The sequence below is a fragment of the Caballeronia concitans genome (assembly GCF_001544615.1).
Classification (GTDB): domain Bacteria; phylum Pseudomonadota; class Gammaproteobacteria; order Burkholderiales; family Burkholderiaceae; genus Caballeronia; species Caballeronia concitans.
This window is the reverse complement of sequence record NZ_FCNV02000017.1, coordinates 49,328-64,896: the sequence shown is the minus strand read 5'-3', so window position 1 is coordinate 64,896 and position 15,569 is coordinate 49,328. Positions and strand designations below refer to the sequence as shown.

Sequence of the window (15,569 nt, the reverse complement as noted above, 5' to 3'; positions counted from 1 at the left end):
GCATGACCTCGCCGGGCACACCGCATTTGCGCACAATTCTTAACGTTGGAAAAGGGCGGAACGTGCCGCGAAGCAATCGATTCCGCGTAATCGTTCGCTATGCCAAGATTCGCGCTATCCGCGCAGTCTATTTCGATGCCGGCGCGGCTGTTTTCGCGAACGCACCGCGCACTTCGAAGCCGACTTTATCGACCGTTTCGCCGCGCGCATCGACGAGTTCGAGCACGTGACGACCCGGCCACGGCAACCAGGCGGCGCGGGCGTCGTGGCCGAACGGCTTGCCGTCGAGCCGCCATGTCAGACGTGCGCCGCCGCCCGCGCGCTCGAACCACACGCGCTGGCGCGCGGGCGGAATGTCGGGGTCGAGCGCGAAAATGGTGCCATCGGTCGGTGCGCCGATCTTCGCGGCGGCTGCGTCGGCACGAACTGCGTTCGTCGTCGAGGCCGCCGCCGCGTTCGCCGTCAAGCCGATGCGCTCCATCTCCGTGCCGCGCACGAACCATTCGTCGCGTGCCGGTTCGATGTCGCTCTGATACGCGACGCGCGTCTTCACGACGCCCGGCGGCGCGCTGGGCGCGCGGCTCGTCGTCCGCCGATGCAGATAATTGACGATCGCATTCCACGCGGGCGCCGCGCCGGTGACGCCGGAGACGTCCCACATCGGCGCGCCGTCCGCGTTGCCGACCCACACGCCCACCGTGTAGCGCGACGTGAACCCGACCGCCCAGTTGTCGCGCATGTCCTTGCTCGTGCCCGTTTTCACCGCGCTGAAGGTGCGGGTCGCGAGCACGCTGTCGAAGCCGAAGGTGCGCGTGCGCGCGTTGTTGTCGGCCAGCACGTCCGTGACGATGAAGCTCGCTTCCGGGCTGAACACGCGCTTGCCCGAAGGCGCGGGCGCGTGATTCGCGAGATCGAAAAGCGGCCGCGCGATGCCGCCGTTCGCCAGCGCCCGATACGCATTCGCAAGCGACGCGAGCGTGACATCGGCGCTGCCGAGCGCGAGGCTGAAGCCGTAGTAATCGCCCGCTTGCGACAGCGGCAGGCCGAGCGCGACGAGCGTCTTCGCGAAGCGATGCGGCGTGACCAGCACGAGCGCGCGCACCGCCGGCACGTTCAGCGACGAGCCGAGCGCCGTGCGCACGCTGACCCAGCCCTTGAAGTCGTGATCGTAGTTTTGCGGGATATACAGGCCGCCGCCCGTGGCGAGATCGAGCGGGGCGTCGTCGAGCAGCGTGGCGGCGGTCAGGCGCTTTTCGTCGATGGCCTGCGCGTACAGGAAGGGCTTGAGCGTCGAGCCGGCCTGACGCTGTGCGAGCACGGCATCGACCTCGGCCGCGTTCGACAAACCGCCCGCCGATCCCACCCACGCGAGCACATCGCCGGAAGCGTTGTCGATGACGATCGCCGCCGCGTCGTGCACGTTGCGCGGATGCGCGCGCGCATTCAATTCGGCGAGCGTGCGGGCGAGCGTGTCGCGGGCGAAGCGCTGAAGCCGCGCATCGAGCGTCGAACGCACGCGCGCACCGGCCACCGGATGCACTTCGTTCGCGATGCGCCGCGCGAGATGCGGCGCGAGCGCGTCGTCGCTGCGGACGTAAGCCGGCGCCGATGCGGTGCGCGTGAGCGTCAGTTGCGCGTAGCTGTCGAGATTGACGCACGGATCGGGAGCGGCGCTCGTTTTGGCGTCCGCGTGCAAGGTGCGCATGTCGCGCAGGATGGCGCACGCGCGCGCCGCGACCTTCGCGTACGGCGCATTCGGCGCGCGCACGAGCGCGGCGGCGAGTGCGGATTCGCGCTCGTCGAGACCGGATGGCGCCTTGTCGAAAAGCGTCTGCGACAGCGCCGACAGCCCGATGATCTCGCCGCGAAACGGCACGAGATTGAGATACGCTTCGAGAATCTGATCCTTGCGCCACGTGCGTTCGAGCCACAGTGCGCTCACCGTTTGCTGCGCCTTTTCCGCGATGGAACGCCGTCCGGACGGCTTCCTGCCTTCGTCGCCGATAAGGCCGGTGAGCTGCATCGTCACCGTCGATGCGCCGCGCGTGCGCGTGTTCCACAGGTTGCCCCACGCGGCGGCGGCGGCTCCGCGCCAGTCGACGCCCGCGTGTTCGTAGAATCGTTTGTCCTCCGAAACGACGATCGCTTCGCGCAGCGCGGGCGATACGTCCGCGAGCGCGATCCAGTCGCCGCGCCGCGCGCTCGTGTCGATGCGCGTGCGCTGCAGCGTCTCGCCGTCGCGGTCGAGCAGGAGCCAGTCGGAGCTGCGCCAGTTCGCGCGCACTTCGTCGAAGCCCGGCGCGGCGTGTGCGGCCGCGGCGAGCATCATGATGACGACGAACGTGGCGGCGCGCTTCACGATGTCACTTCGCCGCGAGCGGCTTGACGACCATCGGCGCATTCGGGAGCGCACCGAACGTCGAGGGTGCGTAGAGCGCGTCGACGCGCGTCGGCGGTAGGCCGAATGTGCCCGCGTTATTGAGGCGCATCGTGTATTCGACCTGCAGCTTTCCCTTTGCCAGATAGTCGTAATACGCGCGATAGCCGTCGAAGCTGCGCTCGACGAACGCCGGCCACGCGCCGCTGTCCTGCTTTTCGCCCTGCGTCGCCGCTTCCGAATCGCGGCCGAGACCCGAGCCGAGAATCGTCGCGCCAGCGGGAATCGGATCGTTGACGACGACCCAGGTCATGTCGCTCTGCGCGTCGATGTCGAGATGCACGCGCACGATATCGCCACGCGACAGTTCGCCCTTGACCGCAGGTTCGACGGGCGTGACCGTCTTCGTTATGCGATAGCCGGCCGCGAACGGCGCCTTTAGCGCGACCGCCGCGAGACTTTCGATCGTTGCCCACGGCTTGCCGGTGCCGTCTTGCGTCAGCGTGAGCGAGCCGGTCGACCACGGCAGCATCGTGCTGCGCGTGTTCGCGGTCTTCGTGATCGGCGTAGCCGACGTGGGCGACGTGGCCGACGTAGCCGAAGCCATCGCGGCGGGCGCGGCTGCGTCCCAGTTCACGCGCTGCGCCGCCGAGCCGAGCGCGATCGCCGTGCTGCCGGTGACCGGCGTGCTTTCGAAGAGACGCGAGAAGCGGCCGACCGCCAGCGATCCCCACAGATTGGCCGTGGTCGTCTGCCATGCGCCGTGCTGCTGCATCGCGAGCAGACCGGCGACCAGACGCGGCATCTCGTCCTTCCAGCCGGGCGCGTCCGCGAAAAGAAGGGCGGTGCGCGCGGCGTTCGTTTCGACGCTCGTCATGAGCCACCACAGATCGTCGTCGCGCTCGGTCGAGAAGCTCAGGCGCGTGCCCTGATACGTGAGCCGCGCGCGAATGATCTGCTCGGCCTGCGCGCGCTTCTCTTCGCGATTCGGAATGCCGTCGACGCGCGAGAGGATCGCGTAGTAATCGAGCACCGCCGACGTCGGCCACTGATTCGGCGCGACCGTGATCGACCCCAGCATGCGCGGCTGCGCGAGACCGTAGCGCGAGAGCGCTTCGATGGCCGCGAGCTTCTCGAAGTCGAGGTCGTTGCGCGGCGCCCAGAACTTGCGTTCGATCTTGCCATCGACGAAATTCGCGAGGCCCGCCGCGAGGCGGTCGCGCAGATCGGCGGGCAGCGCGAAGCGGCGATCCAGCTTGCCGGCTTCATCCGAGACGGCGAGCAGGTACGCACTCAGCGCCGGGCTGCCGGTCGGGCGCGCGTCGTCGGGCGGCGGGAAGTAGTTCGCGAGGCCGTCGCGGTCGAGATATGCGGGCATGCGCGTGAGCACGGCTTGCCATTGGACGGCATCCATCAGACCGAGCGCGCGCGATGTCTGCTGCTCAAGGCAGTTGTACGGATAGCGCTCGAACCAGCGGCGCACGCCGGGCAGGCCGTCCGCGAGCTTCGGCTGCAGCGATACCGCGACGCCCCCGCGCACGATGCCGTTCGCCGAGCGGGTCGCATCGGCGGGCGGCGCGACGGGCAGCGAGAGCGTGCCGTCGACCTGTGCGATGGTCGCCTGTTGCACCGTGACCGGAATCGCCGCGACGACGCGCTGCGTGAGGTTCACGGCGTCGCTCGCCTTGCCGGTTCCCTGTTCGACGGCGCTCACGTCCCACGCGAGCGCAGCGGAATCGTTTGCGCCGAGCACGTCGGGCGTGGCCACGTCCCAGACCACTTCTTTCGACGATCCCGCCGCGAGTTCGACCGTCCGCGCGTCGAGCGCGAGCGCGCCCGCGTGCGGCGTGACGACGACGCGCATCGTGCGGTCCGTACCGTTGCGCAGCGTGAATTGCGCGCGGAACGCATCGCCGACGCGCACGAGCGGCGGCAATCCCGAAATCAGTTGCAAATCCTGCGTGCTCTGAATCGACGCGCTGCCCGTGCCGAAGCGTCCCGCGCCGACTGTCGCGATCGCGACGATGCGAAAGCGAGTGAGCGCGTCGTTGAGCGGCACATCGACGGATGCCTCGCCGTTTGCATCCAGCGTCACGCGCGGATTCCAGAGGAGCAGGGTATCGAATAGCTCGCGCGTCGCGCCATGCCCGCCGCCGCCGCCCGCAGGCACCGCCTTGCGCCCGAAGTGACGCCGCCCGACGATTTCCATCTGCGCGGTCGCCGTTTCGACGCCGTACGCGCGCTGCTGCAACATCGCGTCGAGCACGTCCCAGCTTCGGTTCGGCATCAGTTCGAGCAAGGCTTCATCGACGGCAGCGACGGCGATCTGCGTGTCGACCGGCGCAGGCTTGCCGTCGGGCAACGCGACCTTGACCTTCACATGCGCCTTCGCGCGCACGGAATACGACTTCGCGTCCGGCGTCACGCTGACCGCGAGCTTGTGCGACGCCGTGCCGACCTTGATCGACGCGAGTCCGTAGCGGAACGCGGGCTTCGACAGATCGACGAGCGGCGTCGGCGCCTGATACTGGCGTCCTTCGTACCAGAACGCGCGCGCCCATTCGACCGGCGCCTTCCAGCCCCACGTAAAGAACGAGTACCACGGCACTTCGCGCACGCGTCCACGCAGCGCGAGCACCGACACGTACACGTTCGGCCCCCACGCGTCCTGCACTTTCAGGTCGATCGTCGGATCCTTGCCGTTCAGTTCGACGACGCGCGTTTCGATCACGCCTTCGCGTTCTACCGCGACGAGCCCCGTCGCCGCGCGGAACGGCATGCGGACCTGAAAGCGCGCGGTTTCGCCCGGCTCGTAGCTGGTCTTTTCCGGCAGCACGTCGATGCGGTCGGTGTTTTCGCCGCCGAACCAGAGTTCGTCCTCGCGCGTGACCCAGACCGACGTGCTCGCGTTGGCTTCGCGGCCGTCGCCGTCTTTCGCGACCGCGATCAGATCGACGTTGCCCGCCTGCTTCAGCTTCGCGTCGCAGGTGACGAGGCCGTGGTCGTCGCTCTTGCCGCTGCAAAGCGTGCCGAGATTGCTGGTTTCGCTGTGATTGTCGTAGGCGTAGAAACCGCCGACCATGCGTTTGCGCGAACTCGACATCACGCGCGCAATGCCCCTGATTTCGATCGACACGCCCGCGCGCGGCTTGCCTTGCAGATCGAGCGCGAGCGCCTGAACCGGAACCGTATCGCCGACGGATACCCAATGTCCCGCCTTCACGCCGACGGCGACCTCGGCGGGCCAAAGCGTCGCTGCGCCGCTGATCGTCTGAATCTCGCCGTTGGGATCGGCGAAGCTGGCTTCGAGCGCGAGGCGTTTCGGCGAGTCGACGGCGGGCAGCGGCGCGACCTTGAGCTTGCCGGCGCCGTCGCGATCGAGCGTCATGCGCACCTTGTCGGCGACGAGCTTGGTCGTGGAATCGCCTTGCTGCTGATCGTCGCTGCCGTCGCCGTCCTGATCCTCGGCGGGCGCGCTCGCGCCGTCGTTCGCGGGCTTGCGATACGGCGCGAAGCTGAACGATTCGAATTGCGAAGCGAAGGGCGGGGCGGTATCGCGCACGAGCGCGGACACCTGCACCGGAACATTCGATGCCGCGCCGCCCTGAACGTATTCGAGCCGCACCGAGACGGGCGCTTCGCGCGCCGCGACGAGTCCGGGCGATTTGCTGTCGCCGGCTGAAATGGAGCCTTCGAACACCGGCAGCCGGAATTCCTCGACGCGGAAGCTGCCCGTTTCATACGATTCGCTCACCGCGCGGTCGTTGTCGTCGTCATTGCTAGTGGCACTGGCCGCGCCGTCGTCGAGCGACACGCTGTATTCGCCGAGCTTCGCCGCCGCGGGCACGGTGAACGTCGAATCGGCGCTATGGTCGGCGGCCCACGTGAGCGGCAGATGCCACGTCTGGCCGCTGCCGATATGGCGGATGGTCACGCGCGTCGGATAGCGCTTCGCGAACGCAAAGCCGCCGAGCGTCTCCACGCGCAGCAGATGCTTCATCGATACGGTTTCGCCCGCGCGCAGCAGCGTGCGGTCGAAAATGGTGTGCGCGCGCGTCGTGCGCATGGGGCTCATGTCCGTCGGCACGTCGAAGCGCCACGATTCGATGCCGCGATTCCAGTCCGATTGCACGAAGGCCATGTCGGGACCGGACACAGGATCGTTCACGCGTGCCGACACGAAAAAGCCGCCATACGCGAGGCTGTCTTCGCCGCAGTCGTGCGACTCCACGAGCGCCTTGTCGATCTTCGCGATCCCTTGCGCATCGGTCATGCCGGTGGCGAGCTGCTTGCCGTTGCAATCGGTCACGCGCACCTGCGCGTTCGGCACCGGCTTGCCCTTGTCGAGCGTCGTCACCCAGACGAGGCTGTTTTCGCGCCCTTGTTTGAAATGCACGCCGAGATTCGTGACGAGCACCGACGTGCGCACGTACATCGCCTGGCGCTTGCCCATCAGCGACGCGCCCAGCGCCGGCGAGGCCAGCTCGACCACATAGAAGCCCGGCTTGTCGAACGGAATGCCGACCACTTCGAACGGCCGCAGCGCTTTGGGATCGTCGGCGGGCAGCGTCAGCGTTTGCACGCCCGCGCGCTTCGGCAGAAGCGAGAGCGAGCGGATGTCGATCGTCGGATTGTTGCCGACCGAGCCGTCCTCGTTGCGTACGATGGCCGGCGGGATGCCGTTATGCAGCGCCTCGGGCATGCGCGATTCGACGACCGAGCGCGACATCGCGATGCCGTCGAACGATTCGACGGTCCGCATCCATCGGCGGATGTCGGCATCGGCGTCGAGCTTGAGGCGCGTGATCGTCGACGTTCCCGCATTGAGCCCACGCACGAGCAGGTCCGCTTCGACATGACGCAGCGTGACGGGCAGCATCGCGGGCATGTTCGGCTCCGCGAAGCGTTCGATGATTCCGAAGGTGCCCGACGAGAACTTCGCGAGCGGCGGCATGGGCGCGGTGGTCGTCGCGAGCGGGAAGAGATCGGCGTTGGCGAGCGCGCGGCCGCTCACGTCTTTCAGATTCGACGGCGCTTCGATCGTCAGGCTCGCGCGCTCCGGCAGCGGCGCGGCGAACTCGATAGCGCTTATTTCGGCATCCTTGTTGTCGGCATCGAAGTGCGGCGCGACCGTGCCTTTGGGACCGCGCAAGACGAACTTCTCGGCATCGGCGCGACTGATCGGCGCGGTGAATGTGAGGCGCAAAGGGCGCAGCGGCGTGCAGGGCGCCTTCGCGTTTTCGCGCTCGCACGTGAAGCCCGCCTTGAACGGCTCGCGCACTGCGTAATCGAAGCGCTTCTCGACGTCGTTCGGCATGCCGCTCGGCCCCGTCACGCCCTGGCTGAAGACGAGTTGCATCTTGGTCGCGGACGGCAACGTTTGCCCGCACGCGAGCGTGAGCACGCGGTCGGTTTCCTTTTCATAATGAAAGTGTTCGATGAGCGCGTTGCGCGTCGCGGTGTCGGTCATGCGCACGGGAATGCGGTTGCCGAGCGCGCTCGATTCGCACCAGACGTGATCGAGCACCGAGGTTTGCGTCGCCGGACCGTTCAGGCGCAGCACGAAAACCTGATCTTCCTCAATATCGCCATAACTCGGCTCGATGCGCGTGACGAACGGCCCGCCGGTCTGGAACGTGAAGTGACTCGGACCCGCGAGCGCGTTGCCATCGACGGATTTGATGCCGGCGTTGAGATCGACCGCGCAGCGCACGCCGGGCGGCAGGTCGGCGTTGAAGTCGAAAGCCCAGGTTTTCTGGTCGATCCAGCGCGCGCTGCCCGCCGTGGCCGCAGCCGGCGCGCCGTCACACGCGAGCTTGGCCGGTGCGGCGGCGTTCGGGTTGCCGAGCGGGGTCATCGCTTCGTCGAACTTGACGACGACCTGCCTCACTTGCGCGACCTTGCCTTGCGGCGACACGCTCACGGCGCGCGCGGCATCGGCCCGATGAATCGCGACGCTGGACGCCAGCGCGGCGAGTACGGTGGTTGCGGCCAGAATCCATTTTTGTTTGTTGACGACGCGGCTCATCCACACGCTCCGGTTTTCCCCGACGCGCGATTTTACTGGAGGCCTACGGCATCCTTTCTGCGGATTGTCGGCGTATCGACGCTTTTCGACGAATTCGCCTCGCGCGGTCAGGTCGTGCCGAGATGCCGCGCGCTCACGCGCCGCCAGTAGAGCAAGAGGCCGACGCCCGCGACGCCGAGACTCAGCGAATTGGCGATCCAGAAGCCGCGCGCGCCCTGCAGCGACGCCGGAACCGCGCCGCCGACATCAAAGCCGAGCAGGTAGCCGCCGCCGAGCCCGATGCCCCACAGCGCGACCGCATAGATGGCGGTCGGCACGATGGTCACCTTGTACGCGCGCAGGATGAACGCGGTGGTGATCTGCAGCGCGTCGCAGAGGTGATAGAAGAAGATGATGAGCACGAGCGGCATCGCGGCGGCGATGACGTTCGGATCGGGCGTGTAGGCGGCGATCACGTGCGGACGCGCGGCCAGCAGCACCACGCCGTAGACGAAGGCCAGCACGCACGCCATGCCGATGCCGTGGCGCGAGATCGACGCGGCGTCGTCGAAACGCCGTGCGCCGAGCGCTTGAGACACCAGCGTCGACGATGCAATGCCGATGGAAAGCGGCGTCATGTAGAGCACCGCGCCGAGATTGCCCGCGATCTGATGGCCCGCGAGCGTCGTCGTGCCGAAGCGCGAGATGAAGAGCGCCATGAACGTGTACGACGTCACTTCGATCAGATAAGAGAGGCCCATCGGAATGCCGAGCCGCAAGAGCGCGACTTGCCGCCTGAACGCGGGCCACGTGAAGCGCGCGAAGATGCCGAACGGGCGAAAGAATTCGAACTTGACGAGCACCGCCATGCCGACGACGGCGAGCGCCCAGTTGATCAGCGTGCTCGCGAGCGCACAGCCCGGCCCGCCGAGCGCCGGCACGCCGAAGCCGCCGAAGATGAACCAGCTGTTGAGCGGGAACTTGAGCATCAGGCTGCCGACCTGCAGGAACATCACGAGGCGCGGCTTGCCTACCGCGTTCGTCAGCGAGCTATAGACGCGGAACACGAGGCTCGCCGGCAGCCCGAACGACAGAATGCGCAGATAGTCGACCGTGCGGTCGTGCAGCGCGGGCGGCGCCTTCGCGAGACTCAGCAGCGGTTCGGGAAAATAGAGCAGCGCGAAGCCGATGACGGTCAGCGCCGCGGCGAGCCACAACGCCTGGCGCGTCTCTTCGCCGATCTCGCTTTCGCGGCCCGCGCCGAAGAGCTGCCCGGCGATCGGCTGCAGCGCGACGAGAATGCCCGTCAATCCGATGTACACGGAGATGTACACCGACGAGCCCAAGCCGAGCGCGGCGAGATCGGTGGCGGAGAAGCGGCCGACCATCGCGGTATCGATCACGCCGAACGCGATTACCGCGAGCTGGCCGATCAGCACCGGCCATGCGAGCGACGCGATTCTGCGCACGTCGCTCCACATGCCGGTCGTGCCGCTGTGAAGAGGAGATATCGTGGTCATGTCCTTTATTGCGGACGGCGCAAACTTCTCGGGCGCAGCGGTTTTTTCGCCGGGGGAACCGGTCGTTCGATGCGCACGTAGAGGCGGAAGCGCTCATCGCGGTCGGCGACGCGCCGGCCTTCCCAGACGAGCTTCCATTGATACGCCGACATCGACGACGGATCGCCGTAATCCGCGCGATCCTGACGCAGGATCACGTCGCAATCTTCGTCGAACGCAAACTGCATGCCGCCGAAATACGCGAAGGTGGCGATTTGCGCATCGCCGAGCCGCGCGGGCGAAATGCAGTTGTAGTCGGGCGGCAGATGCGCGGCGATCTGCTCCGCGACATCGCGATACGTCCGGCTGTAGTTGACCACCGGCAGCCACAAGGTCATGAGCAGCACCCACATCAGCGTGGTGCCCGCGCTCGACAGCACGACGCTGCGCCACAGCACCTTCGGATGACGCGTGAGACGCCAGCGGGCCAGCATGAACCAGCAGACCGTCACCGCGACCGCGCAGATAAACGAGATCAGCTTGAATTCGGGATGGAAGCCGGGCGCGAGGCGCGCGAGATTGCGGGCCATCGGCGCGGGAAAGCCGATCATGCCGGCCGTCCATACGAGCCAGACGAGCGAGCCGATGATCGTGAAGCTCAGCATCGCGAACCAGTCGATTGCGTTGATCGCGCCGCGCTTGAGCGTCGGCAGCGCGAAGGTCGCGAGCACGGAGAGCGGCGGCAGGAGCAGCATGAAGAGCCGGTTGGTTTCGTGCGCCTGAAGCACGACCAGCACGAGCAGCGGCCCGATGATCGACAGCGGAACCGCGACGTGCGGCGAGCGGCGCATGCCGCCCCAGCTCACGAACGCCCAGATCGCGAGCGGCCACGCGGGCCACGTGAAAAGCGGCAGGTTCTTTATCGCGTAGCCGAATTCCAGCGAAGGCGGCCCCGTGAACGTATGAAAGCTGTTGCGCCACCATTGACGCAGCCACCATTCGCCGTCATCGGGGAAGAAATGTAGCGTCGGCAGCACCCAGGCGGCGATTAGCACGACCGCGACGGGCAAGCCGAAAATCAGCAGCGGCGCGGCGCGCACCTGACGCACGATGACCGTCATCGCGAGCGTGCAGAGCAGCAGCGCGAACACCAGCACCGGCGAACTCGACAGCCCGACGATGCCGATCGCCGCGCCCCAAACGAGCGCGCCGTGTATAGGCTTGTCGAGGCTGCGCACGAGGCCGTAGATGAGCATCGCGGTGCCGGCGAACTGCGCGAGCTGCGGCGTGGTTTCGTGGCCGCGCTCGGCGAGGCCGAAGCAGGCGAGCAGGATGAGCAGCGCGCCATCGGCGAGCGTGCGGCCGTAATCGCGCGGTTCCGGCTCGCCGCCGAACGCGTATTTGAAGGGCTGGGCCTCATCGCGCCGGCCGAGCAGATAGGCCGAGTACCACACGAACGCGCACGTGAGACAGAAGAGCAGTCCGGTGATGACCCGCGAGGCGTTGCTGGCATCGACCCACGGACTCAACACGCGAATAAACGATGCGCCGAGCCAGTACATCAGCGGGCCGTCGCCGGTGGCTGCCTTGCCGAGCAGGTTCGGCAGGAGCCAGTCGCGGGCGTCGCCGTTGGCCATCGTCCACATGACGCCGAAGCCCGCCGCGTCCTCGTTCTTCCAGGGATCGCGTCCGAAGAGGCCGAACGATGCGTATGTGATGCAGATGGCGAGCAGCAGCCAGCGCGGCAGGGCGCTGGTGGCGGAGGCGGTCAGACGAACGACAGATCGCATGCGAGAAGGCTTGATGGAAGGACGGGCCGTTGGGACGTGCGACGACGGTGCAGCGGGGCCGGAGCATCCGGCATTGTAGTCGTGTCGGGGTGGAGCGCGCGCGACGCGAGCCGATTGCGCAACGTTGCGCTACAGCGCTCATCGAATAACGCGCAGCGACAAAAAAGGGCAGCCGAAGCTGCCCTTTCTTTGAAACTCGAAGCCCGACTTACTTCTTGGTGGAGAAGCGTGCGAACTTGTTGTTGAACTTCTCGACGCGGCCGGCCGTGTCCATGATCTTCTGCTGGCCGGTGTAGAACGGGTGCGATTCCGACGACACTTCGATCTTCGCGAGCGGGTAGGTCTTGCCGTTGAATTCGGCGGTTTCGCGCGTCTGGATGGTCGAGCGGGTCACGAAACGGAAGTCGTTCGACATGTCGACGAACAGGACTTCGCGGTAATCCGGGTGAATGCCTTCTTTCATGGTCTTTCCTGGTATCTGGCGGTAGCCAACCCGCCGCACCGTTTTCTACGGTGGCCTTCGCGAGTCACTTGCCTGGGGTCGAAAAACGGCGATTATGCCAGAAAATCAGTCGGTTGACACTTTTCCGGTCACGCCGACGACGCAGCCAGCGCGCCGACGCCCGCCGGATCCTGCCGGTAATAACGCGCGAGCAGCCGATACAGCTCCGGGTACTCGGCCTCGAACGCCTCGGGCGTGACGAAGAGCGCCTCGCTGCACACCGCGAAAAACTCCGACGGATGATCCGCCGCATAAGGATCGATCAGCGATTCGCGCTCGAAGCGGCTCCAGCGCCGCTGCGGCACGCCATCGACGCGGGCGCAGAAGTGGTCGTAGGCGTTGTCGAACACGTCGGACCACGCGGCGTTGTCGAGCGGCGCGTGCCAGCGGCGAAAGAGCGGCGGATGCCCGTCCGCTTCGCCGTTGAGCATGTCGATCTTGTGCGCGAATTCGTGGATGACGACGTTGTACGCGTCGGACGAATCGGCCATCTGCGTGTCTTCCCACGAGAGCACGACCGGCCCGCCTTCCCACGCTTCGCCGCTCGCATCGTGCTCGATTTCATGGACGACGCCGGCTTCGTCCTCCACCGTCTTCCTGATGACGAACTCGCCCGGATACACGATCACGCCGACCCAGCCGCTATATAAGTCGAGGTCGAGATTGAGCACCGGCAGGCACGCTTGCGCGGCGATGGAAACGATCATCGCGTCGGTCAGCTCGAGCCCATGCGCGGTGGAGAATTCCTTCTGCGCGATGAAAAGGCTCGTCGTCTCGCGCAGGCGCTGGCGATCGGCGTCGCTCAGATGGCGATAGAACGGAAAGGCGTCGAGCGTGCGCTGCCAGAGCGTGTCGTCGATTGCGTACTTGCGCAGCGCGCGCTCGCGGCGTTGCGCGCCGAACCAGCGGGTGAAGAGGTTGGCCATCGGTCGGGCGGATCGGGGAAGATAAACCGGATTGTACGAAGGACTCTGCGCGCGAAAGCCAAAAAAAACCGCCTGACGATGCAGGCGGTCTTTTGTGCGTGACGCAGCGCGATGGATCAGCTTCCGCCGCGGCGCATCATGTCGAAGAACTCGGAATTGCTCTTCGTCTGACGGATCTTGTCGAGCAGGAATTCCATGGCTTCGACTTCGTCCATGTCGTGAATGAACTTGCGCAGCACCCAGACCTTCTGCAGCAGATCCGGCTTGATGAGCAGTTCTTCGCGGCGCGTGCCCGACTTGTTCAGGTTGATCGACGGATAGACGCGCTTTTCCGCGAGGCGGCGTTCCAGGTGCACTTCCATGTTGCCGGTGCCCTTGAACTCTTCGTAGATCACGTCGTCCATGCGGCTGCCGGTTTCGATCAGCGCGGTGCCGATGATCGTGAGCGAACCGCCTTCCTCGATATTGCGCGCCGCGCCGAAGAAACGCTTCGGACGCTGCAGCGCGTTGGCGTCGACACCGCCCGTCAGCACCTTGCCCGATGCCGGCACGACCGTGTTGTACGCGCGTGCGAGACGCGTGATGGAGTCGAGCAGAATCACGACATCGTGCTTCATTTCGACGAGGCGCTTCGCCTTCTCGATCACCATTTCGGCGACCTGCACGTGACGCGCGGCGGGTTCGTCGAACGTGGAGGCGATCACTTCGCCCTTCACCGAGCGCTGCATTTCCGTGACTTCTTCGGGGCGCTCGTCGATGAGCAGCACGAACAGCACGACGTCCGGATGATTCGCCTTCACCGCATGCGCGATGTGCTGCAGCATGACCGTCTTGCCCGACTTCGGCGATGCGACCAGCAAACCGCGCTGACCCTTGCCGATGGGCGCGATCATGTCGATGATGCGGCCCGTGACGTTTTCTTCGCCGCGCATTTCGCGTTCGAGCGGCAGCGGCTTGTTCGGATGCAGCGGCGTGAGGTTCTCGAACATGATCTTGTGTTTCGAGGCCTCGGGCGGCTGCCCGTTGACTTTGTCGACCTTGACGAGCGCGAAATAACGCTCGCCGTCTTTCGGCGTACGCACTTCGCCTTCGATCGTGTCGCCGGTATGCAGATTGAAACGGCGGATCTGCGACGGGCTGATATAGATATCGTCCGTACTCGCGAGATACGAAGTCTCGGGCGAGCGCAGGAAACCGAAGCCGTCCGGCAGCACTTCGAGCGTGCCGTCGCCGAAAATCGTGTCGCCCGCCTTGGCGCGCTTTTTAAGAATCGCGAACATCAATTCCTGCTTGCGCAGGCGGTTCGCATTTTCGATCTCGAGGCCATTGGCCATCTCGATCAGTGCAGACACGTGCTGAGACTTGAGCTCGGATAAATGCATACGGATTTCCCGCCAGGGAGAAGAGGTGCAACAGAAAGATTTGGGGAAGAGGTGAGCGGAACCGCTCTAGGACTTAATACTTCTTGAAGTCTTGTAATTCTAGCATAGCACACGCCGCGCGAGCCTCGGAAAGGCCGGGGGCGGGGCTTTTCAGCCGATGTTGTCGTGCGACAACATCGGCGGGTGCGATCGTACCGGAGCCGCCGCGATGAAGCGAAAGCGGCGCCGACGATGCCGTTACAGGTTGCTGTCGAGGAACGCGGTCAGTTGCGACTTCGACAACGCGCCGACCTTTTGCGCGGCGACCGCGCCGTTCTTGAACAGGATCAGCGTGGGAATGCCGCGCACGCCGAACTTGACCGGCGTGGATTGATGCTCGTCCACGTTGATCTTCGCGATCTGCAGACGATCGCCATAATCCTTGGCGACTTCGTCGAGGATCGGGGCAATCATCTTGCACGGACCGCACCACTCGGCCCAGAAGTCGAGAAGGACAGGTTTATCCGACTTGACGACGTCCTGTTCGAAAGAAGCGTCGCTGATGTGCTTGATTGATTCGCTCATTGTCTGAATACCTCAATTGAATCGAGGCCGCGTTGGAATGCTCGCCACGATACACCAAAACTGAAAAGGATTTTCGCTGCACAGGCGCAACGAACTCCGCTCTCCGGACGCCGTGCCGCCTGTCGGCGCAACTGACGGTGCAATGCGCCGGTCACGAATAAGTCATGTGCCATCTTAGCCTACTTTGCTATCCGTTGCCGATGCCCGATAGGTCGATGGCACAGCGGGCTGACATCACCGATCTGAGGGCGAAACCGCGCTGCGCAAGAGGACACCGACGGCGGGCTTCCGGGCCGTGCGCGGGGCGTGATACAATTCGACGTGACGGGCCTCCTCGCATGGTGGCGCGGTCAACCTGGTCAGGTCGGGAACGAAGCAGCCACAGCCGTTTTCCACCAGTGCCGAGGGTCGGGCTCGTCACCTTCCGCTTTTTTCTGCGCGCTTTTCTTCTGTAGTTTCTCCCCCATCTATATCGTTATCTTCGGCCCGGGCGGCGGCTTTATCGCGCGCGTTTGCGTTTTC

Annotated in this window: 8 protein-coding genes and 1 other RNA gene; 1 reads left to right on the top strand and 8 read right to left on the bottom strand. The window is 65.6% G+C overall.

Features of this window, described 5'->3' with window-relative positions; translation table 11 throughout:
• Nucleotides 1-127: 127 nt before the first annotated feature.
• The 8 genes from pbpC to trxA form a co-directional block, all read right to left on the bottom strand.
• Nucleotides 128-2,401 (bottom strand): penicillin-binding protein 1C, encoded by a 2,274-nt coding sequence (gene pbpC / locus AWB72_RS26055; RefSeq protein ID WP_084592821.1) that lies wholly within the window; start codon nucleotides 2,399-2,401, stop codon nucleotides 128-130.
• Complete coding sequence (locus AWB72_RS26050) at nucleotides 2,364-8,405, bottom strand: Ig-like domain-containing alpha-2-macroglobulin family protein (RefSeq protein ID WP_040050156.1); 6,042 nt, start codon at nucleotides 8,403-8,405, stop codon at nucleotides 2,364-2,366. Before AWB72_RS26050 ends, pbpC begins: the two co-directional genes overlap by 38 nt.
• A gap of 107 nt (nucleotides 8,406-8,512) precedes the next feature.
• A complete protein-coding gene (locus AWB72_RS26045) occupies nucleotides 8,513-9,865 on the bottom strand; it encodes an MATE family efflux transporter (RefSeq protein ID WP_040050155.1) in 1,353 nt (450 codons plus the stop codon).
• Nucleotides 9,866-9,909: 44 nt separating this feature from the next.
• On the bottom strand, nucleotides 9,910-11,673 hold the full coding sequence (locus AWB72_RS26040) for an ArnT family glycosyltransferase (RefSeq protein WP_040050154.1): 1,764 nt from the start codon (nucleotides 11,671-11,673) through the stop codon (nucleotides 9,910-9,912).
• 208 nt (nucleotides 11,674-11,881) lie between these two features.
• On the bottom strand, nucleotides 11,882-12,136 hold the full coding sequence (locus AWB72_RS26035) for a type B 50S ribosomal protein L31 (RefSeq protein ID WP_040050153.1): 255 nt from the start codon (nucleotides 12,134-12,136) through the stop codon (nucleotides 11,882-11,884).
• Between the two features lie 128 nt (nucleotides 12,137-12,264).
• Nucleotides 12,265-13,101, bottom strand: coding sequence for a M90 family metallopeptidase (locus AWB72_RS26030; RefSeq protein WP_040050152.1), 837 nt, complete (start codon nucleotides 13,099-13,101; stop codon nucleotides 12,265-12,267).
• Between the two features lie 116 nt (nucleotides 13,102-13,217).
• Complete coding sequence (rho, locus tag AWB72_RS26025; protein WP_040050151.1) at nucleotides 13,218-14,483, bottom strand: transcription termination factor Rho; 1,266 nt, start codon at nucleotides 14,481-14,483, stop codon at nucleotides 13,218-13,220.
• 237 nt (nucleotides 14,484-14,720) lie between these two features.
• Complete coding sequence (gene trxA, locus AWB72_RS26020) at nucleotides 14,721-15,047, bottom strand: thioredoxin TrxA (protein WP_008349330.1); 327 nt, start codon at nucleotides 15,045-15,047, stop codon at nucleotides 14,721-14,723.
• Between the two features lie 323 nt (nucleotides 15,048-15,370).
• Between trxA and ffs the strand changes: the two genes are divergently transcribed.
• Nucleotides 15,371-15,469, top strand: an RNA gene (ffs, locus tag AWB72_RS26015) — signal recognition particle sRNA small type.
• Nucleotides 15,470-15,569 lie beyond the last annotated feature (100 nt).

Bases quoted from the DNA above. Each gene is read 5' to 3' on its own strand.
- pbpC (WP_084592821.1), bottom strand. From the start codon at position 2,401: ATGCGCCGATGGTCGTCAAGCCGCTCGCGGCGAAGTGACATCGTGAAG.
- AWB72_RS26050 (WP_040050156.1), bottom strand. From the start codon at position 8,405: ATGAGCCGCGTCGTCAACAAACAAAAATGGATTCTGGCCGCAACCACC.
- AWB72_RS26045 (WP_040050155.1), bottom strand. From the start codon at position 9,865: ATGTGGAGCGACGTGCGCAGAATCGCGTCGCTCGCATGGCCGGTGCTG.
- AWB72_RS26040 (WP_040050154.1), bottom strand. From the start codon at position 11,673: ATGCGATCTGTCGTTCGTCTGACCGCCTCCGCCACCAGCGCCCTGCCG.
- AWB72_RS26035 (WP_040050153.1), bottom strand. From the start codon at position 12,136: ATGAAAGAAGGCATTCACCCGGATTACCGCGAAGTCCTGTTCGTCGAC.
- AWB72_RS26030 (WP_040050152.1), bottom strand. From the start codon at position 13,101: ATGGCCAACCTCTTCACCCGCTGGTTCGGCGCGCAACGCCGCGAGCGC.
- rho (WP_040050151.1), bottom strand. From the start codon at position 14,483: ATGCATTTATCCGAGCTCAAGTCTCAGCACGTGTCTGCACTGATCGAG.
- trxA (WP_008349330.1), bottom strand. From the start codon at position 15,047: ATGAGCGAATCAATCAAGCACATCAGCGACGCTTCTTTCGAACAGGAC.